This is a genomic window from Flavobacterium anhuiense, from assembly GCF_900101855.1.
Classification (GTDB): Bacteria; Bacteroidota; Bacteroidia; order Flavobacteriales; family Flavobacteriaceae; genus Flavobacterium; species Flavobacterium anhuiense.
Genome location: NZ_FMVC01000011.1, coordinates 46,687 through 70,484 on the forward strand (window position 1 = coordinate 46,687; position 23,798 = coordinate 70,484).

The 23,798-nt window shown below is 33.3% G+C and carries 23 protein-coding genes; 14 read left to right on the forward strand and 9 right to left on the reverse strand.

What is annotated here, in order from left to right; genetic code table 11:
* The first annotated feature begins 98 nt into the window (after positions 1-98).
* The 6 genes from porG to murI all read left to right on the forward strand — a co-directional run bounded on the left by porG (position 99) and on the right by murI (position 6,730).
* Positions 99-791 (forward strand): type IX secretion system protein PorG, encoded by a 693-nt coding sequence (porG, locus tag BLP44_RS22500; RefSeq protein ID WP_008467319.1) that lies wholly within the window; start codon positions 99-101, stop codon positions 789-791.
* Between the two features lies 1 nt (position 792).
* Positions 793-1,533 (forward strand): isoprenyl transferase, encoded by a 741-nt coding sequence (locus tag BLP44_RS22505; protein WP_008467320.1) that lies wholly within the window; start codon positions 793-795, stop codon positions 1,531-1,533.
* On the forward strand, positions 1,466-4,213 hold the full coding sequence (locus tag BLP44_RS22510) for a BamA/OMP85 family outer membrane protein (RefSeq protein ID WP_035691792.1): 2,748 nt from the start codon (positions 1,466-1,468) through the stop codon (positions 4,211-4,213). Before BLP44_RS22505 ends, BLP44_RS22510 begins: the two co-directional genes overlap by 68 nt.
* A 42-nt stretch (positions 4,214-4,255) precedes the next feature.
* Positions 4,256-5,287, forward strand: coding sequence for an OmpH/Skp family outer membrane protein (locus BLP44_RS22515; RefSeq protein WP_091136571.1), 1,032 nt, complete (start codon positions 4,256-4,258; stop codon positions 5,285-5,287).
* Between the two features lie 14 nt (positions 5,288-5,301).
* Complete coding sequence (locus tag BLP44_RS22520) at positions 5,302-5,805, forward strand: OmpH/Skp family outer membrane protein (protein WP_170830271.1); 504 nt, start codon at positions 5,302-5,304, stop codon at positions 5,803-5,805.
* A 148-nt stretch (positions 5,806-5,953) separates the two neighbouring features.
* Positions 5,954-6,730 carry a glutamate racemase gene (gene murI, locus BLP44_RS22525; protein ID WP_008467324.1) on the forward strand — a complete coding sequence of 259 codons (777 nt, stop codon included), beginning with the start codon at positions 5,954-5,956 and terminating at the stop codon, positions 6,728-6,730.
* A gap of 4 nt (positions 6,731-6,734) precedes the next feature.
* Here the strand turns inward: murI and BLP44_RS22530 are convergent, their stop codons facing one another.
* Positions 6,735-7,970: a BamG family beta-barrel-assembly machinery protein gene (locus tag BLP44_RS22530; protein ID WP_091136574.1), complete on the reverse strand. Its 1,236-nt coding sequence runs from the start codon at positions 7,968-7,970 to the stop codon at positions 6,735-6,737.
* Positions 7,971-9,299, reverse strand: a complete 1,329-nt coding sequence (locus BLP44_RS22535) for a DUF4270 family protein (RefSeq protein WP_091136577.1) — start codon at positions 9,297-9,299, stop codon at positions 7,971-7,973.
* Between the two features lie 231 nt (positions 9,300-9,530).
* On the opposite strand from BLP44_RS22535, the gene BLP44_RS22540 reads away from it, so the two are divergent.
* The 5 genes from BLP44_RS22540 (at position 9,531) to BLP44_RS22560 (ending at position 13,717) form a co-directional block, all read left to right on the forward strand.
* Positions 9,531-10,373, forward strand: a complete 843-nt coding sequence (locus tag BLP44_RS22540) for a DUF6268 family outer membrane beta-barrel protein (protein ID WP_091136580.1) — start codon at positions 9,531-9,533, stop codon at positions 10,371-10,373.
* A 12-nt stretch (positions 10,374-10,385) separates the two neighbouring features.
* Entirely contained in the window at positions 10,386-11,393 is a 1,008-nt protein-coding gene (locus BLP44_RS22545; RefSeq protein ID WP_091136583.1) for a Kelch repeat-containing protein, read from the forward strand.
* Positions 11,380-11,712 (forward strand): DUF4907 domain-containing protein, encoded by a 333-nt coding sequence (locus BLP44_RS22550; RefSeq protein WP_008467334.1) that lies wholly within the window; start codon positions 11,380-11,382, stop codon positions 11,710-11,712. The genes BLP44_RS22545 and BLP44_RS22550 overlap by 14 nt, the downstream gene beginning before the upstream one ends.
* Positions 11,713-12,828, forward strand: a complete 1,116-nt coding sequence (locus BLP44_RS22555; RefSeq protein WP_091136586.1) for a sensor histidine kinase — start codon at positions 11,713-11,715, stop codon at positions 12,826-12,828.
* Between the two features lie 139 nt (positions 12,829-12,967).
* Positions 12,968-13,717, forward strand: a complete 750-nt coding sequence (locus tag BLP44_RS22560; protein WP_240628185.1) for a LytR/AlgR family response regulator transcription factor — start codon at positions 12,968-12,970, stop codon at positions 13,715-13,717.
* A 94-nt stretch (positions 13,718-13,811) separates the two neighbouring features.
* On the opposite strand, the gene BLP44_RS22565 is transcribed toward BLP44_RS22560, so the two are convergent.
* Together BLP44_RS22565 and BLP44_RS22570 are read right to left on the reverse strand one after the other, a co-directional pair.
* Positions 13,812-14,330, reverse strand: a complete 519-nt coding sequence (locus BLP44_RS22565) for a gamma carbonic anhydrase family protein (protein ID WP_066032770.1) — start codon at positions 14,328-14,330, stop codon at positions 13,812-13,814.
* A gap of 11 nt (positions 14,331-14,341) precedes the next feature.
* Entirely contained in the window at positions 14,342-15,331 is a 990-nt protein-coding gene (locus BLP44_RS22570; protein ID WP_091136589.1) for a PorP/SprF family type IX secretion system membrane protein, read from the reverse strand.
* A 143-nt stretch (positions 15,332-15,474) separates the two neighbouring features.
* Here BLP44_RS22570 and BLP44_RS22575 point away from each other — a divergent pair, with 143 nt between their 5' ends.
* From BLP44_RS22575 to BLP44_RS22585, 3 genes are all read left to right on the forward strand, one after another.
* Positions 15,475-16,374 (forward strand): NifU family protein, encoded by a 900-nt coding sequence (locus tag BLP44_RS22575; protein WP_008467344.1) that lies wholly within the window; start codon positions 15,475-15,477, stop codon positions 16,372-16,374.
* Between the two features lie 143 nt (positions 16,375-16,517).
* Positions 16,518-16,925 (forward strand): YtxH domain-containing protein, encoded by a 408-nt coding sequence (locus tag BLP44_RS22580; protein WP_008467346.1) that lies wholly within the window; start codon positions 16,518-16,520, stop codon positions 16,923-16,925.
* Positions 16,926-17,011: 86 nt separating this feature from the next.
* Positions 17,012-17,824, forward strand: coding sequence for a mechanosensitive ion channel family protein (locus BLP44_RS22585; protein ID WP_091136593.1), 813 nt, complete (start codon positions 17,012-17,014; stop codon positions 17,822-17,824).
* A gap of 6 nt (positions 17,825-17,830) precedes the next feature.
* Here BLP44_RS22585 and tsaB read toward each other — a convergent pair whose 3' ends face one another.
* The 5 genes from tsaB to BLP44_RS22610 all read right to left on the reverse strand — a co-directional run bounded on the left by tsaB (position 17,831) and on the right by BLP44_RS22610 (position 23,797).
* Positions 17,831-18,505: a tRNA (adenosine(37)-N6)-threonylcarbamoyltransferase complex dimerization subunit type 1 TsaB gene (gene tsaB, locus BLP44_RS22590; protein ID WP_091136596.1), complete on the reverse strand. Its 675-nt coding sequence runs from the start codon at positions 18,503-18,505 to the stop codon at positions 17,831-17,833.
* Between the two features lie 32 nt (positions 18,506-18,537).
* Complete coding sequence (locus tag BLP44_RS22595; protein ID WP_066032778.1) at positions 18,538-19,830, reverse strand: efflux RND transporter periplasmic adaptor subunit; 1,293 nt, start codon at positions 19,828-19,830, stop codon at positions 18,538-18,540.
* A 6-nt stretch (positions 19,831-19,836) separates the two neighbouring features.
* On the reverse strand, positions 19,837-21,288 hold the full coding sequence (locus BLP44_RS22600) for a TolC family protein (RefSeq protein ID WP_008467352.1): 1,452 nt from the start codon (positions 21,286-21,288) through the stop codon (positions 19,837-19,839).
* Positions 21,289-21,372: 84 nt separating this feature from the next.
* Positions 21,373-22,494, reverse strand: coding sequence for an efflux RND transporter periplasmic adaptor subunit (locus tag BLP44_RS22605; protein WP_066032780.1), 1,122 nt, complete (start codon positions 22,492-22,494; stop codon positions 21,373-21,375).
* A gap of 37 nt (positions 22,495-22,531) precedes the next feature.
* Positions 22,532-23,797 (reverse strand): ABC transporter permease, encoded by a 1,266-nt coding sequence (locus tag BLP44_RS22610; RefSeq protein ID WP_008467355.1) that lies wholly within the window; start codon positions 23,795-23,797, stop codon positions 22,532-22,534.
* Position 23,798: the final 1 nt, after the last annotated feature.

Below are 23,798 nucleotides of genomic sequence, written 5' to 3' on the forward strand. Positions count from 1 at the left end.
CTCAAAATCATATCATAAAATGAAAAAAAAGCACATTTAACTAAAGGAACTTTGATTCGTATTGATAATTATTATATTTGCACGCAATTTTGAATTAAATGAAGAAAATTTTTAATTTATTGTTATGTTTTTTCCCTCTTATTACACTAAATGCTCAAATAAACGAGATTGGTGTTTTTTTTGGCGGAAGTAACTTTATAGGTGATGTTGGAAAAACAACCTACATCTCACCTGAAAAACCAGCTTTTGGTATTCTTTACAAATGGAATAGAAGTCCGAGGCACTCTTGGAGATTTTCTTACACACAATCAAATATTACTGGAAATGACTTCAAATCTGATGAAACAGGAAGAAATCAAAGGGGCTATCGTTTCGACAATGACATTAAAGAGCTATCTGCAGGATTAGAATTCAATTTTTTCGATTTTAATCTCCACGATTATCATACAAAAATAACGCCTTATGTTTTTACAGGATTAAATTACTTTTTCTTTAGCAACTTATACCGATACACTACAAGCCCAAACACAGTATACGAACTAAAAAATCAAAGCTCTATAGCCATACCTATTATATTAGGTATAAAATCAAATATATCGCCACGTTTTATTTTGGCCGCTGAAGTCGGGGCGCGTTACACTTTTACTGATAATATAGACGGAAGCAATCCTAATACAAGTAATCCAAATATTATGAAATTTGGAAATTTAAATAATAATGACTGGTATGTTTTTTCAGGTGTTACTTTAACGTATACCTTTGGACAGAAACCTTGCTATTGCCCAGAATAAAATGAATTTAATAGAATCAATAGATCACACAAACTTACCTAAACACCTTGCCATTATCATGGACGGCAATGGACGCTGGGCAAAACAACAAGGCTATTTACGCGCGTTTGGCCATGAAAATGGGACAAAATCTGTAAAAGAAATCATCAAAACCTCAGCCAGACTTGGAATTGAATATTTAACCCTGTATGCTTTTTCAACAGAAAATTGGAATCGTCCTAAATTGGAGGTACAGGCATTAATGAAAATATTGATCAATTCATTAAAAAAAGAGCTTGTTACCCTTCAGGAAAACAATATCAGACTTAATGCAATTGGAAATCTTGATAAATTACCAAAAACAGCCCAAAAAGAACTTTTGGATGTTATGGAAAAAACTAAAAATAATACTCGTTTAACCCTTACTCTCGCTTTAAGTTATGGCTCCAGAGAGGAACTGGTAAATGCTGTAAAAGCAATTAGTGATAAAGTTAAAAATAATATAATTTCAATAGACACTATTGACGATTCAATTATAAATGAGCATCTTTACACGCAAAATTTACCTGACGTAGATTTATTAATACGAACAAGTGGAGAACATAGAATAAGTAATTTTTTGTTATGGCAGATTGCCTACGCAGAATTGTATTTTACTAATGTCTTGTGGCCAGACTTTAAAGACCAAGATTTATATGAGGCTATTATTAGTTATCAAAAAAGAGAACGTAGATTTGGAAAAACCAGTGAACAAATTAAATAATTTTTTAGTGTTGCAAAAAAAAATACAAATAGTCTTTACCCTTTTACTTTTGGGTAGTTTTTCACAAATTAAAGCACAAGAAAGAGTTCCTTTTGATCAAGGGAAAAAATATATTCTAGCTAAAGTTTCTGTTGTTGGTAAAATAAGCTTCAATGAACAGACTGTTGTCACTTTTTCAGGGCTTCAAAAAGGTCAGGAAATCACTGTTCCTGGAGAAGAAATCAGTAGCGCAATTAAAAAATTAGGTAAACTGGGTCTTTTTGACGAAATCGCTTTCTATGTTAATAAAGTAGAAAATGATAGTATTTATTTAGATTTAGATATTGTTGAGCTTCCTAAATTAAACGAGGTTAAAATTGTTGGTGTTAAGAAAAGTAAAGTCGAAGGCTTAATTAAAGATAACAACCTGACAAAAAACAAAATTGTCAACGAAAACTTAATTACAACGACCAAAAATTACATCGAAAACAAATACAAAAAAGAAGGGTTTTATAACACAAAAGTTACTATCACCAATACTCCAGATACTATCAACGGGCATCAGGTAAACATGCTTGTCAGGATAGATAAAGGAGACAAAGTAAAAATCAGCAGCATTGATTTTACAGGAAATAAACAGCTTACAGACAACCAATTGCGAGCTGCAATGAAAGACACGAAACAGAAAAATTTCATTCGCGTATTTAAAGCCTCTAAATTTATTCCTGAGAAATATAAAACTGACTTAGAAAAAGTAATCGCGGCCTACAAAGAAAAAGGGTATCGTGACGCTCGTATTATTTACGATTCAGTACAATATAATAAGAAAAAAAATACGCTTGCAATTAAGATTAATGTAGAAGAAGGTAACAAATATTACTTTGGAAATATTAAATTCTTAGGAAATACAGTTTATTCAGATCAGCTATTAAGCCGTTATTTAGGAATCAAAAAAGGTGAAACTTATAATGGGGTTTTATTAGAAAAAAGAATCGCTGATAAAACAAAACCAGACGCAGAAGACATTACCAATTTATATCAAAACAATGGTTATTTGTTCTCAAATATTAATGCTGTAGAGGTAAAAACAGTTAATGATACTATCGATTTTGAGATTAGAGTAACAGAAGGTCCTATTGCTTATTTCAACAAAATTACAGTTGTTGGAAACGACAAAACAAATGACCACGTTATTTACCGTGAGTTAAGAACAAAACCAGGCGAAAAATACAGTAAAGAACAATTAGTGAGAACGATTCGTGAGATTGGTCAATTAGGTTTCTTTGATCCTGAGGCAATCGATCCTAAATTCAAAAACGTTGATGCTGGAGCTGGAACTGTTGATATTGAATACAACGTAGTAGAAAAAGGATCTAGCCAAGTCGAGCTTCAAGGAGGTTATGGCGGCGGAGGTTTCATAGGAACCTTAGGGCTTTCGTTCAACAACTTCTCTGCTCGAAAATTATTTGACAAAGAAGCTTACAAGCCTTTACCAATGGGAGATGGACAAAAAGTAGCGCTTCGTTTACAAGGAAGTACTTATTTCCAAACCTATAGTTTATCTTTCTCAGAACCTTGGTTTGGAGGAAAAAAACCGGTACAGTTTAGTTCATCTATTTCATACAGTAAGCAATTTCTTAACAATTACATCACTAGAACTGTTGATAAAAGCAAAAGTTTTAATATTTTTACAGTACAAGTTGGTTTAGCAAAAAGATTAACAGTGCCAGATGACTACTTCGTATTATCACAATCTGTAAGTTATCAGCACTATGACTTGAACAATTATAATACTGGTTTGTTTACTTTTGGTAATGGTGCATCAAGAAACTTAGCGTATACTATAGGACTTTCAAGAAGCAATAAAGGGGTAAACCCAATATTCCCGACATATGGTTCTGAATTCAGTATTACAGCAAAAGTTACGCCTCCATATTCATTATTTAATGGAGTTGATTATGGTGATTTACAAAACCAAAAAGAATATAAAACACAATATACAGGAACATCTGGAAGTGGTATAGACGGAAAACCGCTTAATAATGGTGACTACGTTAAAACAGAAACCATAAATGGAACAACTGGATATGTAAGCGTTGGATCTGATTATGCAAGCGCTGATACAGATGTAGCAAAAGTCGATCAAAAGAAATATAACTGGTTAGAATATTATAAAGTTAAATTTAGAGGAGACTGGTATACTAAAGTTTATGGAAAACTAGTATTAAGAACCTTAACAGAGTTTGGTTTCTTAGGAGCGTATAATCAAGAAAGAGGTGTAATTCCGTTTGAGCGTTTTTATTTAGGAGGTGATGGTATGGCAAACTACTCAATGGACGGTAGAGAGACGATTCAGTTGAGAGGTTATCCAAACAACTCTTTGACTCCTGTAAATGCAAATGGAGATGCAATTGGAGCAACGATTTACAACAAGTTCTCGATGGAATTGCGTTACCCAATTACATTAAAAGCATCTGCTTCGATTTATGCCTTAACGTTCTTAGAAGCAGGTTCATCATATCCAACGTTCAAAGATTATAACCCATTTGACTTAAGCCGTTCTGCTGGTGCTGGTTTACGTGTATTCATGCCTGCATTTGGTTTATTGGGTATTGACTTTGGTTACGGATTTGATGCTCTTCCAGGACAAACAAAAGCTAATGGTTGGGAAACACACTTTATCATTGGACAACAATTTTAGTGAAATAACGTTTGGTTAAAAATCATCAAATAAAGTTATGTTATGAGAAAACAATTTTTATTTATATTTTTAGCCTTGATTGTAGCAAATACAAGTCAGGCACAAGGAAAGACTACTCGAATTGGCTACATCGACATGGAATATATTTTAGAAAATGTTTCCGATTATAAAGAAGCTAAATCACAATTAGAGCAAAAAGCTCAAAAGTGGAAACAAGAAGTTGAAGCCAAAAAATTAAACATAAATAATTTAAAAGAAAGCTTAAAAACAGAAAAAGCTTTACTAACAAAGGAATTGATAGAAGAAAGAGAAACAGAAATTAAGTTTCTTGAGCAGGAAATGATGGATTATCAGCAGAAGCAATTTGGTTCTGATGGAAATCTAATGAGACAAAAAGCGGCTTTGGCAAAGCCAATACAAGATCAGGTTTTTACTGCCGTACAAGATATAGCCGAAGCAAAAAATTATGATTTTGTTTTTGATAAATCATCCGATCTAACTATGCTTTTCAGCAATAAAAGATTTGACATCAGCGATCAGGTTTTAAGAATCTTAAACCGTACTGAAAAACGTGAGCAGCTGACCAAAAAGCAATTGAAGGAGCAAGAGGCTAAAGAAAATATGGAAAATGCTATTGACGAAAATCCAGCAATGGCCGATCGCCAAAAAGCACTTGACGAGAAAAGAGCTGCCAGAGAAAAACTAATTCAGGATAGAAAATTAGAGCAGGAAGCTAAGAGAAAAGAATACGACGACAGAAGAAAAGCGCTGCAAGAAGAAAGAGAAGCTAAAAAAAATGGCACGGTTTCTGGAACAGCTCCAGTAGCAGTCCCTGCCTCAGCGGCAGATGCTGCCAAAACAAACTCAACTGCTAAAACTGCAACGCCAACAGCAACTGGAGAAACACCTGCCGCTCAACAGCCAGCAATGACAAAAGCAGAGGAAAGACAATTGCTTTACGAACAGCGTAAAAAGGAATTGGAAGAAAGAAGAAAGAAAATTTTAGAAGAAAGAGAAGCGGCTAAAAAAGCAAAAGAAGCCGAATCGCAAAAAACAAATACGACCAATAATTAATTAATATTTTAAAAATGATGAAACAAATCAAAACTTTACTAATTGCTGCAATTCTTATTTTAGGAGCAAGTAACACAATGAACGCACAAGCGAAGGTAGCTCATGTTGATGTAAGCGAGATCATGTCGAAAATGCCTGCTATGCTAGATGCTCAAAATCAACTGCAAAAATTAAGTGGTACATATGATGCTGAATACAAAAAAATGGTTGACGAATATCAAGTGAAAATTAAAAAGTACGAAGCTGAAGCTGCAACTGTAACAGATGCTGTAAACGGTGAGCGTTCTAAAGAAGTTCAAGATATGCAAAAGAGAATTGTTGATTACAGAGACAATGCTCAAAAAGAATTACAACAAAAAGAAACAGATATCGTAAAACCTTTAATGGAAAAAGTAAGAGCTTCTATCCAAAAAGTTGGAAAAGCTAAAGGTTTCCAATATGTTTTAGACGGTTCTACTTTATTATTAGCTGATGGTCCAAACATCACTGCTGATGTTAAAAAAGATTTAGGATTCTAAGAAATTAAATTCCGATAATTAAGCTGCTCAATTTATATAATTTGAGCAGTTTTTTTTTACAAAAAATTAAACCTAATCTTTGGTATTATTTCAAGATTTCGCTTAATTTAGAATAACGAATTTTATTAAAAAATATTAAATTTGCTTTATGATAAACAATAATCCTATAGGCGTTTTTGATTCTGGTATTGGTGGAACTTCCATTTGGAGCGCCATTCATGACCTTCTTCCAAATGAAAAAACCATTTATCTGGCTGACAGTAAAAATGCTCCTTATGGGCAAAGAAGCAAAGATGAAATTGTTGCATTAAGCAAAAAAAATGTAGAATTTTTACTAGAGAATAATTGCAAGCTAATTGTTGTTGCTTGCAATACCGCAACCACAAATGCTATAGTAGAACTTCGCGCAGAATATGATGTTCCGTTTGTCGGAATTGAACCCGCTATCAAACCAGCGGCTAACAATTCTCAAACTCAGGTTATCGGAATTTTAGCTACAAAAGGAACTCTTAATAGTGAGCTGTTTAATAAAACTGCTGAGATGTTTCATAACACAAAAATCATTGAGCAGGTTGGACATGGACTTGTACAACTTATTGAAGATGGCAATTTGTATTCGCCAGAAATGACTCAATTGTTAGAATCGTATCTACAGCCCATGATTGAAGCTAATATTGATTACTTGGTTTTAGGATGCAGCCATTACCCGTATCTGATTCCTCAGATAAAAAAAATTCTCCCAGATCATATTAAAATAATAGATTCAGGAGAAGCTGTTGCGCGCCAGACTAAAAATCTGCTTAAAGATAAAGTTGGATTTTCTGAAAGTACAGATATTGATCCAGTGTTTTATGTCAATTCTGACCCTAAAGTTTTAGAATCAATTTTAGAATATAAATATCCAGTAATCAAGAAAGACTTTTAGATTATTATTCGAATTTTCGCTTGACGAACCAAATTCCGTCTAACGATAGATTGAGTGATATTTTATGGTAGTTTTCTTTTATTAAATCATTTGCGATTCTCCCTTTCTGTCCATAAGAATAAGAAATATTGAGTGATGAAAACGTATTTTCAATTGGCAGATTTAGTCCAATAGAAATAGAAGCACTGTTAACACGCTGTTTGTCAACTTCGAGATAACCATTGTCAAAGTTTATACCTGCTGCATATCCTACTCTATCCCAATATCTTCTAACATTCTTTTTGGTACTGTAAGTAAACCCCAGCGCAAAACGATCCTGATTTACAAACTTTCCATAAAGCTCAGGCTGGTTGGTATCTTTCCATAAACTCCTTTCGTAATCTAAAGTTACATTCAGATTATTTTTAAATCGCTTACTAGCTCCAAAACCTATTTCTAAAGGCATATAGTAATCATCTACGTCTGTAGCTTTGTCCGTTTCTATAGAAGTCTCTACTTCATCTGCAATACTTGTTACCGTTTGCACTTTGGAAGCATTTATCCTTGTTGGAACTTTAACCGTAGTTCCAATTGTAAATGTAGAATCTATTTTATATTGAGCACCCAAAGTTGCGCGAACTCCTCTATAATCTGTTTTTTTGTGTATCGTAGTAATTGTATTTGAAATTAAAAAAGCGCGATCATCAACCGTGTTTCCAAAAAGCACTGTTCCAGTCGCCCCTACCGTTAATTTTTTTCCAAATCGATATCCGTATGAAAAATCCAGATTGTTTAAACCTCCTGATCCTTGTGCTGTTACATAGTAATATTCCTGACTTTCAGCAATTGGAAGTTTTAAATTAGAAATTTTAAATACAGAACTAGAATATGGACGAAGCGCTAAACTAAAACCAGAATTTTTAGAAACCGGAAAAGCAAAGGCCAAATGAGAAAATTGAAAATTATTTCGCTTTTCTGTGCGATTACTACTCTGATATGTGGTTGCGATAGCTTTTCCGCCAATATCAAAAAGAAAGTGATTCTGATACATAAATCCTAAAGAAGCTGGATTCAGATTATTGATAAAAGTATCTGAAGGCAAAGCAATTCCAGAACCGCCTATGGAAGGCAGATAACCAAAATCTGAATCATACAAACTTCCAACACCGTAAAGCGAATATGGAGAACTTGAAATACTTTGAGAAAATGAAGTCAGCGACATTAGAAAGAAGCAGCTCCATAAAACAATTCTATTTTTCATTTAGTAAGAGATGTAATAAATTTTCAGTTGAATTTTGTTGTTTGCATGTTTTTGGTTACCCAAAACAATGCGGTCAACAGATTTAGAAATTCCAGGTAATGTCAAGATGAGAGATGATCTTGAATCGGATTGTTTGAGCATTTCTTTCTGAAGGAAATTTCCAATTGGAATGGTATAACCAACATTTTCATTAAACTCGTCACTTTTTTTATTCAATATTCCATAAACAGTGCTTCCAGCAGAATTTACCAATGTTCCGCTTATTCGATTTAAATTATCACCCACATACACAGCCAGCGAATCTGCCAATGGATATTTCTCAGAATAAGAATTATTTACTGGTTTCAAAATCAGTTCAGCATTTACAATAGCTCCATTAGTTGAAATATTTTTAAACTGCTTAATATTAGGAAATTCAACTCTGCAGGCTACTCCAGTTCCAGATTGAATAAACCCTTGGTTATTTGTAAGGTTACTTGATAAATTGTTGCTCGAGATGGGAAGATTTTGCAGCATTGTCCCCGTTTTATTCAAAGAAATAGAATTAAACTGCTTTGCATGATTTATGATCGTAAAATCGAGAAAAAAAGAATCCTGATCTGAATCTCCCATATATTTTGAATAATACAATCTTACTTTGCTATTTCCCGCACTAAATCCAATTACACTTGAAGAATTGGAGGTTTCTGGAACTAAAACCAGCCCTTTCAAATATTCGGTAAAGCTGTCAAAATCTGTAATTTCTCTTTTTTTTATTTTCTGAAAAAGAGCATCTCCAAATTCATTGCTCATTTTAATATTTATAGAGTCCTTTTCGGTTGGCCTTGGTATAAAAGATATTTTTCCCAAGCTTTCGGGACTATAACTTAATGTAGAATTATTGTAAAAACTGCTGTCGTCAGTATTAGGCTTCACCTTCTGAATTAAGCGATGAATATCAAATGTTTGCACTTTGGTCGTATCTCCATAATAATATTTATCATATTTAAGAATCATAGAAATCGAATCGAAAACATAATTTATCGATTCGGTATCGGAACCAGAACTATTTAAAGCATAATTAGTACCTGAAAGCTGAAAATAACTGTCTGATTTTACTTTTCCGAAAATAGGATCATCGTAATTTCCTATCAAGATTCTACTCATGTTCGAAGTTACAAGCGAATCAAAATTGATGGTTGACATTTCTACCGTAACGGTATCTATCATGATCACTTTATTGCTTAAAGCCAAATAATCTGACCCAACAGTAAATTCTCCAGTATCTGTATCTGTACCGCACGAAAATAAGCTAAGTACAAAAAGCAGTATCAAAATAAACTTGTGCATAATTTAATTTTTGAGCAAATATAAATTGCACGCTTTGGCGACACACTATAACATATACTACTGCGCTTTTTACGGCTACAAACTGTACAAAACAATCTATAATCTGAATTCTATTCTCAAAATTTAATTCGACCCTAAAAACGGCGATTTTGTCTATCAAAACACGTCATATATATATCTTCTTTTTTTTAAGGACTTCATCCGTCTAATTTTGAGCCAATAAAATAAGTAATGAAAGTAAGGTTTTTAGTTTGTTCTCTTTTTTTGATTTCATTTTTAGGTTTAAAAGCTCAGGAAAATTTTGGCGCCGCTTTTAATTTTAGAACCGAGCCAACAGAAAAGATAAATTTTAGCGAAACAGGCCTTGCTATTTTTTATCAGAAAAAATTAGGAGCAAAAAGCAAAATAGCGAACACTTTAGAATATTCTAATTTGAAGGTGAATTACGAATTGAATCCTTATAATTTTTATGCGGATCAGGACAAATTCAACCAAGTTCAAAACAAATTTGATTATTCATCTGAAATAGCAGAAAGAACAAATTGGAAACTTTCTGTTATTCCGACGGCAAATTTTCAAAGCAAATTGGATTTTTCAGACGTTACTGTTTTAGGAAGTTTAGAAATCATTCAGCAAATCGGTTCAAAACTGAGTGTAATTGCCGGAGTTGGCAGAACATCAATTTTTGGAGCGCCCAAGATTACACCAATTGTTGCTTTTGATTATAACATGAATGAGAAAACCGATTTTAAAATCGGATTCCCCGACTCAAAGATTTCTTATTCTAATAATGATCGAAACAAATTCAGTCTGACGAATAGTTTTAATGGAAATTTTTATCATTTGGATAAAACATCTAGTACAGGAAACAATGCTGAAAAAGCTGTTTTATCGCAAATGACTTCGGCTTTAGAATACGAAAGAAATGTTGCCGGCAATTGGTTTTTAAATTTTAAAGCTGGTTATGATTTCAACAAAAAATACAATTTACTAGATAGTAATGACCATAAGGTTTACGACTATAATACCGGAAACGGTTATGTTTTAGGAATAGGGATCAAATACAAACAATAAATTAAATACACTATGATTAATCTAAAAAAAGGAATTTTATTCACAGCGCTTTTCTCAAGCCTCTTTTTTATAAGCTGCAGCAATGATGATGACGATGATGATTTGGTAGGAAACTGGATTAAAAAATCAGCCTTTGATGGCCCTGCAAGATCTAGTGCTACAAGTTTTGTTATCGGAGATTATGCTTACGTAGTAGGTGGTTATACTGGCGACGTTTATTTAAAAGATCTTTGGGTTTACAATTCAAATGGAGATTATTGGGAACAGAAAGCTGATTTTGGTGGTGTTGGAAGAAGTTCTGCTTCTAGTTTTGCATTAAACGAAAAAGGTTATGTAGGTCTTGGTTATGACGGAACAAACAAGCTGAAAGACTTTTATCAATACGACCCTACTGCAAACAGCTGGACACAAAAAACAGATTTTGCAGGAACGGCACGTTATGCAGCTGTAGGTTTTCAGGTTGGCGGTAAAGCGTATTTTGGAACAGGTTATGACGGGAATTATCTGAAAGATTTTTATCAATACGATGATCAGGCCAATATTTGGACTCTAGTAAATGGTTTTAGCGGTAACAAAAGACGTAATGCAACTGTATTTACAATTGCAGACAAAGCATATTTAGTAACTGGTGTAAATAATGGTGTTTATCAAGAAGATTTCTGGGAGTTTGATCCATCAACAGATGTTTGGACAAGAAAACGTGATATTGATAAAGATACTGATGACGATTACAGCTACAACGACGATTATGCGATTGTACGTTCTAATGCTTCAAGTTTTTCTATGAATGGTTTAGGATATGTTGTAGGAGGTGAAAACATCAAAACAGTTTGGGAGTACAATCCGTCAACAGATTTGTGGACAGAAAGAACTCCAATGGAAGGTGCTACACGAACAGATGCTGTTGGTTTCTCAATAAATAATCGCGGATTCTATATGCTAGGAAGAGTTGGTTCTACGTACTTTGATGATGCTTGGGAATTTAAGCCATTAGACGAACAAAGCGATGACGATAATTAATATTAAACAATTCTTCTGGAGTAATATCCAGAAGAATTTAATGGTTTTTACAGTTCTTTTGCTTTTTGCTGCGTGTGCAAAAAAAGAAGCTTTAACTGCCACATCTTTTAAAACAAATTCTGGATGGGGATATTCAATTGCCTACAAAGAAAAAGTTTTAATCAAACAATCCATTATTCCCGTAATAAGCGATACTAAAAGTTTTGAAACAGAAAGTGATGCTCTAAAAGTTGCAGAGCTTGTAAAGCAAAAACTCAAACAAAACTTATCTCCAACGGTAACCAAAAATGAACTAATTTTATTAAAAATAAAATTATAAATGCAGATCGATACCATTAAAAATACAGGCTATAACAAAATATTATTCCATTTCATGATTTGGATTTTCTTTATTCTGACTTCATTAATTCAGTTTTATGAAAGTCCGTTTAAGCTCGACAATGATTTTTATGCCCAATGGCTTTCAGGGATTTTCTTGTTTTATCTGAACTATTTTTATTTGGTTCCAAATTATCTGCTGCAAAAAAAATATTGGCTGTACGGCGCATTTGCCATTGGTCTGATTGCGCTATTTATGGTAATACGATTAAATTATTTTATTCCTGAATTTAGACATTTAAGGCCCGAAAACATGATGCATGCTGACACCATTATTCGTGATCCGCATTTTTTTCCAAGAGGAGGCAGAATGCGTCACAGAATAGAAATGAGACAGCCATTTTTTTTCAAGATTGCTCCATCATTTTTCTATATCCTGATTATTACGATTTCTGCAATTATTAGAACATTAACTGAATTTTATAACAATCAGCAAAATAAACTGATTGCTGAAACTCATAGAACAAATACCGAATTAATTTATTTGCGCAAACAAACCAATCCGCATTTTTTATTTAATTCTTTAAACAGTATTTATTCTTTGGCACACAAAAAATCTGATTTGGTCCCTGATGCCATCGTAACCTTGTCTGAACTAATGCGCTATATGCTGTATGAAACAGACAATAAAACGGTGGCTTTAGAAAAAGAGGTCAATTATATTCAGAACTATATCGAATTGCAAAAACTGCGATTAAATAATATTGAAGACATTGTCATCAATGTTCATGGCGATACTAAAAACAAATTTATTGAGCCTTTACTATTGATTTCATTTGTTGAAAATGCTTTTAAATACGGAACTGATTACAAAGGCGCGGCTCACGTAAAAATCAAAATTTTGATTATAGACTACAATCTTGATTTTTGGATCGAAAATACAATCGAAAATTATGTGAAAGATCCTGAAAATTCAGGAATTGGATTAGTAAACATTCAAAGCCGTCTTGATCTTCTTTATCCAAACGCACACGAACTGACCATTACGCAAGATGATAACTATTACCGAGTCCATTTGAATTTAAAACTAGACGAAATTAAAACAGCAATAGATTAAAAAATGATTTCAGTGAGCAAAAAATCAAAATATTTTTTACTCACAAAATGATAACCGTTAATGCATAATTTTGATTTGTAAAAACCAGTATTTTATGAAAATTTTAAAACTTAATTTACTGGTTTCAAACTACTTTTGAATGCGAAATGAAATTTTAAAAACTAATCCAGAAAAGATGAAATGTGTAATTATTGATGACGAACCTTTAGCGGTAGAACTATTAGAGGATTTTGTCAAAAAAGTAGATACTCTTGAACTGATCAGCACTTTCAATAATGCTATCGATGCCGTTTCATTTATCAATCAAAATAATGTTGATTTGATTTTTCTGGATATTCAGATGCCCCATTTTTCTGGAATTGACTTTTTAAATACTATAGAGAAAAAACCTCTAGTTATTTTCACGACCGCCTATTCAGATTATGCTGTGGAGGGATTTAATCTTGGCGCGGTCGATTATTTAGTAAAACCGATTCCGTTTCATCGTTTTTTAAAAGCGGTAGTTCGTGCTCAGCAAGTTTTACAGCCTGTGGCAACTCCAGCACTTACAGAAAGCACTAATACGCCAGAAATTGAACAGGATTTTATGTTTGTTAGAGCTGAATATGAAAACGTAAAATTGAATTTTGCCGATATTCTTTTTATTGAAGGTCTTAAAGATTATGTCAAAATTTACACTACAGACAATAAATTTACACTGACATTAATCAGTTTAATCAAACTTGAAAATTTGCTTTCAAGCAAAGGTTTTGCGAGAATTCACAGATCGTATATTATTAATATCAAACATGTAAAATCAATTCAGAAAAACAAAGTGTTAATAAGCGATAAAAGAATTCCAATTAGCGAAAGTTATAAGAATACTTTCTTCGAAAAAATCAACCTTTAAATTTTTTAAATTGCAAATAAAAAAAATCCAAATTCCAAAAAGCTAAAACTCTTGGAATTTGGATTTTCTATTTTGAGATTTCCATTTGGAATTTCTATTCTTCGTTTTTGAACCAACTCGAATACATCACGTAATTATTCGAAATGCGTTCAATTTCGCCAGCAAAATCAGACTGATCGATGTCTTTAACTTTTTTGGCAGGAACACCGGCATAAATACTTCCAGAAGTTACCACCGTATTTTGTGTTACTACAGCTCCAGCAGCAATTATGGCATTGCTTTCTACCACGCAATTATCCATTACAATTGCTCCCATTCCGATTAAAACATTATCATGAATCGTACAACCGTGAACAATTGCATTGTGACCAATTGAAACGTTATTTCCTATAATCGTTGGGTGCTTTTGATACGTACAGTGAATTACAGCTCCATCTTGAATATTTACTTTGTTTCCAATTTTAATAAAATGAACATCTCCTCTCACAACAGCATTAAACCAAACACTGCAAGATGTTCCAAAAGATACATCTCCAACAATAGTAGCATTTTCGGCCACATAACAATCCTCTGGAATAAGAGGCGATTTTCCGTTTACAGATTTAATCAGCATAAAAAATAAATTTAGTTAATGGCAGGACAGTTACAGTCGTAGCGTTCTTTTTTACAGAATAAATTAATTCCTAAAGTAATTTGATGATATCCTCCAGTGTCAAACTTAACATCTCCCATTACTTGAGAATACGTATAAGCAAACATAAAGCTCTTGTAGTTAACCCCAATAATGGGCGTAAAGTATTGTAATTTTTGAGACGCTACACCGCTTCCTGAAATATATTGTGCTCCATCAAAACCTCTCCTATACGATAAAGCAGCCCACAGACTTCCAAAATCCATGTTTTTATAGGCTTTCATATTTATGTCGAGTGTTTTTTCTTTCGTCTGGTCAAACAGCTGAAAAAGGATCGAAGGCTCCCAAGTCCAATTATCATTTCTACCAAACACATAACCAGCGCTTAATAAAAACTTCCTCAAGTTATCACTTTCATAATCTGAATATAACTCTCTCCTCGTTTCCAATAGACCTTGAACTGTTGCATGTGCATAGAAATTCAAATAATTATAAGAAGCTCCAACATCAATATTGAAATAGGAATCTTTCTGAATAGAACCAAAAACTATTGGATCAAATGTGTTTCCAAATTTTGTTTCGTCTAATTGGTTTTGAATCAAACCTCCACTAATTCCAAAAGACAGCTGATTCAAATCCAGTTCATCTCTCGAAAACATAATATGATGCGCATAAGTTAGCTTTACCCCTTTTTCAGAATGGTATCCGTTTTTGTCATTAAAAACAATAATCCCAGCTCCAGAACGCTCTCCTATTCTTCCATTAAAACTCAAAGTTTGAAGCGATGGAGAATCTTCTTCACCAAACCATTGTTTTCTAGCTGTTAACCGCACTTTGGCACAATTGGCTGCGCCTGCCATAGAAGGGTGAATAAGGTAATAATTATCAGACAAATAATCAGAATAAACAGGGATTCCCTCTTGGGAATAAGAGTGAAAAACAGTAATGAGAAAAATTAATAAAACCCTGATTTTTAATTTCATAAAGACAAAATTCTTACTATATATTTTTCACTCTTTCAATTTAACACGATTTATTTGAAAAGAGTCTTAATTATTTCATTAAAAAATCAAATATAGCCATTAGTAGAAAATAACTTTAGTAAATTTGCAAAAAATATATTATCATGACTAAAATCACTATAAAAGAGACTCAAAATCCAACAATTTTAAAGTTTGAATTTGAGGATTTCATCACTCAAAATCAAAATTTTGAGTTCAAAAATATCGATGAAGCGCAAGCTTCTCCGCTAGCTCAGCAATTATTTTATCTGCCGTTTGTTAAAACAGTTTATATTTCTGGAAATTTTATCGCTATCGAAAGATACAGCATTGTAGATTGGGATGATGTAAAAGATGCTGTAGCAGAACAAATCAGCGCTTTTGTTGATAAAGGTGGCGTTATCATTAAAATTGATGAAACAAAACCAAAAAAACAGCCTATTACGGTATACGGAGAAACCACTCCAAATCCATCTGCATTGAAATTTGTTGTGAGCCGTATGCTTACTCGCAATGCCGTAGAATATAAAAATATTGATCAGACTGCTTCTTCTCCTTTAGCTCAGGAATTATTCAAATTTCCTTATGTGAAAGAAATTTTTATTGATGAAAATTACATTTCGGTTACAAAATATGAAATCAATAACTGGGACGAAATTACTTTAGAACTAAGAACTTTCATTAAACAATTTATTGAAAACGGAGGAACTGTTTTAGATGAAAGCTTAATCGAAACTAAAGCGAAAACTGAAGCAAAAAAAGATGAAGCTTTTGATAAGTTGGATGTTACATCACAGCAAATCATTAACATCTTAGAAGAATATGTAAAACCTGCGGTAGCTGCTGATGGAGGAAACATTGCTTTTGAATCTTATAATGAAGATGACAAAACGGTAAAAGTATTATTGCAAGGTGCTTGCAGCGGATGTCCTTCATCTACATTTACTTTAAAAAGCGGAATTGAGAATATGCTGAAAAGCATGCTGAATGATGAAGCTATTAAAGTGGAAGCTGTAAATGCTTAATCTCATAAAAACACAATTCAAAGCGTCTCCTTGAGGCGCTTTTTTTATTATTAAACACTAGTTATCAATTATTTATTATTAAAAAAACTAGTAATTCTATAAAATTAATTAATATTGTATTCTTAACCAATTAATTAAAAACCATGGGATTATCTTCATTTTTTAAAAATTTATTTGGCTCAACCAAAGAGTCTGTAACTGAATTGGCAAATAATGCCGAAGAGACTTTTGAACAAGCAAAAGAAGCTGCTGCACCGTATATTGAAAAAGCTGAAGCTTTTGCGGAAGAAACAATAGAAAAAGTAAAAGAAGTTTCGGATCCGATTATTGACCGCGCTTCAGAATATGCTGAAAAAGCAAAAGAAACTGTAAGCGAGTATGCAGATAAAGCATCTGAAGCCATAAATAACGTTGTAGATACTGTTAAGGAGAAAACGGCTTCTCTGGCTTCTGAAACCCCAGAAACTATTTCTGAAACCGTTGTTGATGTAAGCGAAAAATCTGTTGCAGAAACAGAAGAAATAGCCGACGAAGCTGCTGAGAAAGCATAAACACAGTTTTCTGATAATGTAAATATTTTTATATTTGCACCGCTAATATACCTTCTCTTTTGAGAAGGTTTTTTATTTTAAAAATCATGAATCTTAGTCCAGAACAAGTCAGTAAATACATCAGTCGATTTATTGACATTTTAGTTGATTATTCGCCAAAACTTATTTCTGCGTTTTTAATTCTATTTGTTGGTTTATATGCCATCAGATTAATCAACAGAATCATTCGAAAAGTAATGATTCAGCGAAATCTAGATCCTACATTAACAAAATTCCTAGCCGATATTTTATTGTGGGCGCTACGAATTTTATTATTTGTAACCTTTATTTCTAAATTAGGAATTGAAACCTCTTCGTTCGTAGCTATTTTAGGAGCAATGGGTCTTGCTGTTGGTTTATCATTGCAAGGATCACTTTCAAATTTTGCCGGCGGAATGCTTATTATCGTTTTCAAACCGTTTAAAGTTGGAGATACTATAGAAGCTCAAGGAGTTATTGCAACTGTTCTTGAAATTCAGATTTTTGTAACTAAGATGCTAACTGGAAATAATCAGACGGTATTTGTTCCGAATGGAGCTTTATCTAATGGAAACATTATTAATTACTCTATGCAAGGAGAAAGAAGAGCCGATTTGACTTTCTCTATTTCGTATGATTCTGACATCAGAAAGGCTAAAGAAGTACTTTTAGCAGTGTTGAACAATAATCCAAAAGTATTGAAAACCCCTGCGCCTGAAGTTTTTGTAAAAAACCTTTCTGCAAGTTCAATAGATTTTGCTGTACGTCCTTGGGCAAAAAACGCCAATTATGGAGCCGTTTTTTCAGAAACATTAGAAAATTGCAAAACAGCTTTAGATGAGGCAGGAATTGCTATTCAGCCTTACACAATACAGAAATAAAAAATATTATTCCTTTTTTGAAGGAGCAGTAATAATAAAATCTTTTAAATAATAAGGTTCAAAATAAGCGACATCTACAGTGTCGCTTTTTTGATACTTATCAAAACTGATTTTACTCATAGCTTGTGCTGATGGGTATTTTATATTTTCTAAAAACACAAAGTTGTCTTTAGTCAGAACCGTTTTACATTTTTCTGCACAATCGCCAACAAAGTAAAGTTTGTCTGTATATTCCTGAAATGAATTTTCATCAATAATTTCGGCTTTAATAGCTCTTTCGACAGTCAAATCAGAATTAAAAATGGCACTGTAAACTTCCATACGGCGCGCATCTAGCATAGGTATAATTTTTCCGTCTGTAACTCCTGCTTGCGATGCTAAAGTCTGCATCGTGTCAACAGCAATCAACGGAATATTTAAAGCATAACACAAGCCTTTTGCTGCCGAAACGCCAATTCTCAAACCTGTATACGATCCTGGGCCTTGGCTAACTGCAACAGCTTTTAAATCCTGCGCCGATATTCCCGCTTTTGCGATTACTTCTTCAATAAAGACATGAAGTTTTTCGGCATGCGAATATCCTTCATCAGCCAATTCGCTGCAAACAATGGTCTGACCATCTTTTGCAATAGATACTGAACAATTTTTAGTAGCCGTTTCGATATTGAGAATAAAAGACAAAGTATTAAATTTTAAATTATTGTGGTTTTATATTATTTCTTTGGAGCTTCAGCTTTCTTAAGCTTTACCTTGTCTCCAGAATTTAGTTCTTTAGAAACTGTTGTGTATGGACCTGTAATAACAACATCACCAGGTTTTAATCCCGACATTACTTCAATATTAGTATCGTCCTGAATTCCAGTTTTAATGATCCTAATTTTAGCTTTATCTCCAACTTTTACAAAAACACATTCGAATTTTTTATCGCTTTTTGGAGCTGCTTTTTTATCTTCATTTGGATCTTCAACCTTAAAATCTTTCACCGCCGTAGTATCTGATTTTACTACAACAGAACTAATTGGCACTGCCAAAACATTTGTTTTTGTTGTCGTAATAATATCGACTGTAGCCGTCATTCCAGGTCTGAAAGGAGAGTATGTGCTTGGCTTTCCTTCTAACAAATCTTGGTAAGAATCTTTAAGTATACGAACTTTAACTTTAAAATTAGTTACCTGATCTGAGGTTAAGGTAGTACTCGCAGAATTAGAAATGCTGGTTACAACACCTTTAAATTTCTTCTTCAAATAGGCATCCACTTCAACATTTGCTTCATCCCCTATTTTAATTTTTACAATGTCATTTTCATTCACATCAACTTCGACCTCCATATTGTTTAGGTTGGCAACACGCAAAAGCTCAGTTCCTGCCATTTGCTGCGTTCCTAAAACTCTTTCTCCCAATTCTACATTCAATACAGAAATAGTTCCGTCAGCAGGAGAATAAATCGTTGTACGTCCTAAGTTATCTCTGGCTTCTGTAACAGATGCCGAAGCACTTTGAACATTATAATAGGCGCTTTGTTTTGTTGCTTTTGCAACTTCAAAAGTAGAAACGGCTTTATCCCAATCTGATTTTGAGATTACTCCTTTGTCATACAATATTTTATTACGCTCATAATTTGCTTTTGCTTCCTTAAAACTGGCGTCAGATTGAGTAAGACTTGCTTTTGTTCCTGCTAAATTTGCAACAGATCTTTCTAATCCTGAAGTATATAAATCTGGATTTATTTTTACCAATAAATCGCCTTTTTTAACCACCTGCCCCTCTTTTACATTAAGTGAAATAATCTCGCCCGAAACCATCGAGGCAATTTTAACTTCAATTTCGGGTTGGATTTTCCCTGTTGCAGAAACTGTTTCAACAATTGTTGATGCCGTAACTTTTGCAGTTTCTACCTCTTTTCCTTCGTCCTTATTCCCTATTACTCCAGCCTTAGAAAGACCAACCAAAGCCACAATAAGTACTACTGCAGCACCTAATAAAGAATAAACTGTTTTTTTCTGCATAATAAATTATTTTGTAATAATTGGAACGATTGGAATTCCGAAATAAAACTCTAATATTTTAATTTTAAACATGTAATCGTATTTTGTTCTGATAACATCAGACTGCGCATTGGTCAATAAGGTTTGAGCTTGCGTAAAGTCAAATGAATTCATCAAACCGACATCATACTTTTCTTTTGCATAGTTGTAAGCTTGCTGTCTTGCTTCTAAAGTTACAGTAGCCGATTCATAAGTATTTAAAGCTCCTCTTGCATCGGTAAATGCTGTATAAACGTTACGCTGCAAATCTAAACTTTTTTGCTCTAAATCTATTTTAGATTTTTCTAAACTTACTTTATTACGTTCTACATTATTTCTAACTGAGAAACCATTAAAGATAGGCACAGAAAGCTGAAATCCGAAAGATTGTCCTTTGTTATCTTTAAATTGATCCAAAATTGGGTCTGCTTTTCCTAAAACAGGGATATAATTATCTTGTAAAACTGCTTGGTTTGTCCCTTGAACATATCCAATCTGAGAAGTTGGGTTTGTTGTATTTGGCGTTGATCCAACTATAATATCAGAATAACTTGCTCTTGTATTAAAACTGTAGAAGGCGCTTAAAGTTGGCTGATATGCTCCTTTAGCAATAGCAACGTTTTTCTCTGCAATCTCCAAATTTGTCTGGGCCAATTTTAACTCTGTTCTAGTTTCTTTCGCTTTATTATAGATTTCTATAGGACTTTGGGCTAATATATTGTTTTCATCCATCACATTTGTATCATCAACTACATCAAAATCAGCGAATTCTTTTAATTGTAAGAGCTGAGCCAAACTCAATTTAGAAATCAGTAAATTGTTTTCAGAAACTGCTATATTTTGTTTGTCTGTTGCAACGGTAGCTTTTAAGTCGAACAAATCTCCACGCGGAATGGTTCCTGCATTTACCATTTCTTCAGAACGAGCAAATCTTTTCTCATCGATTGCCAACTGTTCTTTCTTAACTTTTAAATCTTCTTTATTAGATAAAATTTGCAAAAATGCACTAGCCACATTTAAAGAAATGTCTTCTTGCATTTTTAATAGCTGATACTGTGAGGCAACGATACTTAATTTTGCTTTTCTCATAGTGTTTTGATTCTGCAGACCTTTGTAGATGTCAACTCCTGCATTTATTCCAACTGAAGAGTATTGTGTAGTTTGATTACGTAAAATACCCGTTGTAACGTCTTGATTCAAACCAATATTCCATGAGTGAGAAGCGCTCCCATTTACAGATGGAAGATAATTGCCTAATGCCGCTTTTTTATCAATATCAGCATTTTTTAAATCTAACTCTGATTGTTTTATCGTAATATTATTTTCGAGTGCATATCTTACACACTCTTCTAGTGTCCATTTCTTTGATTGCGCCTGTCCAGTTAATCCGAAACCGAATAACAATGCTATAACCAGACTATTATATTTATTTATTTTCATATACTTTTAATGAAGGCGCAGTAAACCGAACTACGCAAATTTAACATTTTTAAAACCAAAAAGATCCTTAACCTTCAAATTAGCTTATTTTTTTTCTTTGTCTCCTTCGTTAATTAAGCCTTGATTCCAGATTTTAATTTTATCTGTATCATTTACACCGCTTTTAACTTGAACGTAGATTCCGTCGCTTACCCCAAGAACTAAATCTCTTCTTTGAAATTTCTGTGGAGCAGTTTCAACTTCTACATAAGGCTTTTGTGTTTTTTTGTCAAATTGAACTAAAGACTCTTTAATTGCCAAAACTTTCTCTGCTTTTTCTAAAATAATTGAAGCATTGGCACTTAAACCAGCTCTAATAAAAGTATCATCTCTGTTAACCATTTGAGCTTTAATTTCAAACTGGATTGCTCCGTTTTCTGTAACTCCTTTTGGAGCAATATAATTTAAAACTGCATCAAATTTTTTATTTTCAATTGCACCAATTGTAATTTCAATTGGCATTTTTTCTTTAATTTTTCCAACTTCAGATTCATCAATTTTTCCAATAAAAATCATTCTTCCAACATCGGCAACACTTGCAATTGTAGTTCCTTCATTGAAGTTATTGCTTTCGATAACTTGGTTACCCACTTTTACAGGAACGTCTAACACCATTCCGTTCACTGTAGAACGAATTAACGTATTAGCATAACTTCCCAAAGAAGAAGTGGTTCCTGTTTTTACGATATCTAAACCTTGTTTTGCAGCCAAATAGTTTTGTTTCGCCTGATTGTAAGCTAACAAAGCTGCGTCATAATCATTTGCAGAAATTACATCTTTCTCAAACAATGTTTTCTGTCTTTTATAGATTTTTTCCTGATTATCTAATGCTATTTTAGCAGTTTGCACCTGATTCTGAGAATTGCTTACATTCGAAACGTTTGCTACAACTCTAATTTTAGCAATCATATCGCCGGCTTTAATTTTTTCACCCGCTTTGATGTACACTTCCTCAATAATCCCTGAGATATTTGGTTTGATTAGAACCTCTTCATCAGGCTGAATATTACCTGTCGCAATAGTATTTTTTACGATGGTCTTAATTTCTGCTTTTTCCGTTTTAAAAACAATCGGCGATTCTTGGTTTTTAGCATACAAATAGTAAAGCGCGCCAAAAAAAACAATTGCAATAAATATTAAAATGGTTACGGTTACTCCTTTTTTCATTTGTTCTGGGTTTAATCGATTTATTTTGATTGATAATTTATTCTGTTCTTAGTGCATCTACAGGTTTTACATTGATCGCAGTCTGTGCTGGGATAAATCCGGCAAGCAAACCAGATCCGACCAAGATGATTAATGCAACAAATACAACTCCTAAATCTACAGTTGGATTCGCAAACATAGTATTTTGATCTGGAGGCATCGAGTCTAATACCATATTTAAAACCGCTATAATTCCTGTGGCAACAGCAATTCCGAGCATACCCGAAATAATAGTTAAAAATATAGACTCCGTTAATATTTGACTTCTAATTGCTCCAGGTGTTGCACCTAAAGCTCTTCTGATTCCGATTTCTTTGGTACGTTCCTTAACCACAATCAACATGATATTCGAAATTCCGATTACGCCTGAAATTAAAACTAATGTCCCTACGAAATAGGCAATTACTTTTAAAATATTGAACAAGCTTTGCACTTTATTAAACTGCTCGTACAAATCAAAATTTCCAACTGCCCTATCATCTGTTGGATTTATAGAATGCAATGATTTTATAATCTCTAAAATTTTAGGCTTTAAATCGGTTATAGAAGTTTCATCTTTCGCGGTAAGCGCCATCCATCCTACTTTATCACCATAATTAAAGGCTTGCTGAAAGGTTGTAAAAGGAATAAAAATATTCTTTTGCTCCTGTTCTGCATTTCCTCCTTGTTGTTTGGATTTATAAACCCCGACCACCATAAAATTGATGCTGTTAATCTTGATATATGTTCCAACAGCTTCCTCTTCTTTTCCATAAAGTTCACTGATAACCCCTTTTCCAATTACGCAGACTTTTCTTCTTTGCTCAATATCCTGCTGATTTACAAATCTTCCTTTAATGATATCCATTGGCTGCTGTTTAATCAGCTCTGGATAATCTCCATAAATTGTGAAAGCCGAAGTTTTAGTGCCTCTTACAACGTTATTTGTTCCGTTAAAATCACCTAGCTGATTTCTTGGCGAAACATATAATAAATCTGGCAATGCTGCTTTTAAAGCTGTTACATCACTATTTCTAAAATCGTAACGTCTTGTTTTTGGCAAACCTTTATAAGCTTTAGAAGTGGTCTGGCTCCACATAAACATAGTATTGGTCGCAATTCCATCAAAACCTTTTTTAATACCATTTTCCAAGCCATTACCAGCAGCAAGTAAAATTACCAAGATAAAAATACCCCAAAAAACACCAAAAGCCGTCAGGATAGTCCTGAAAGGGTTGGCGGTTAAGGCCTGTAAAATCTCGTCCCAATTATCTTTTTTAAACATA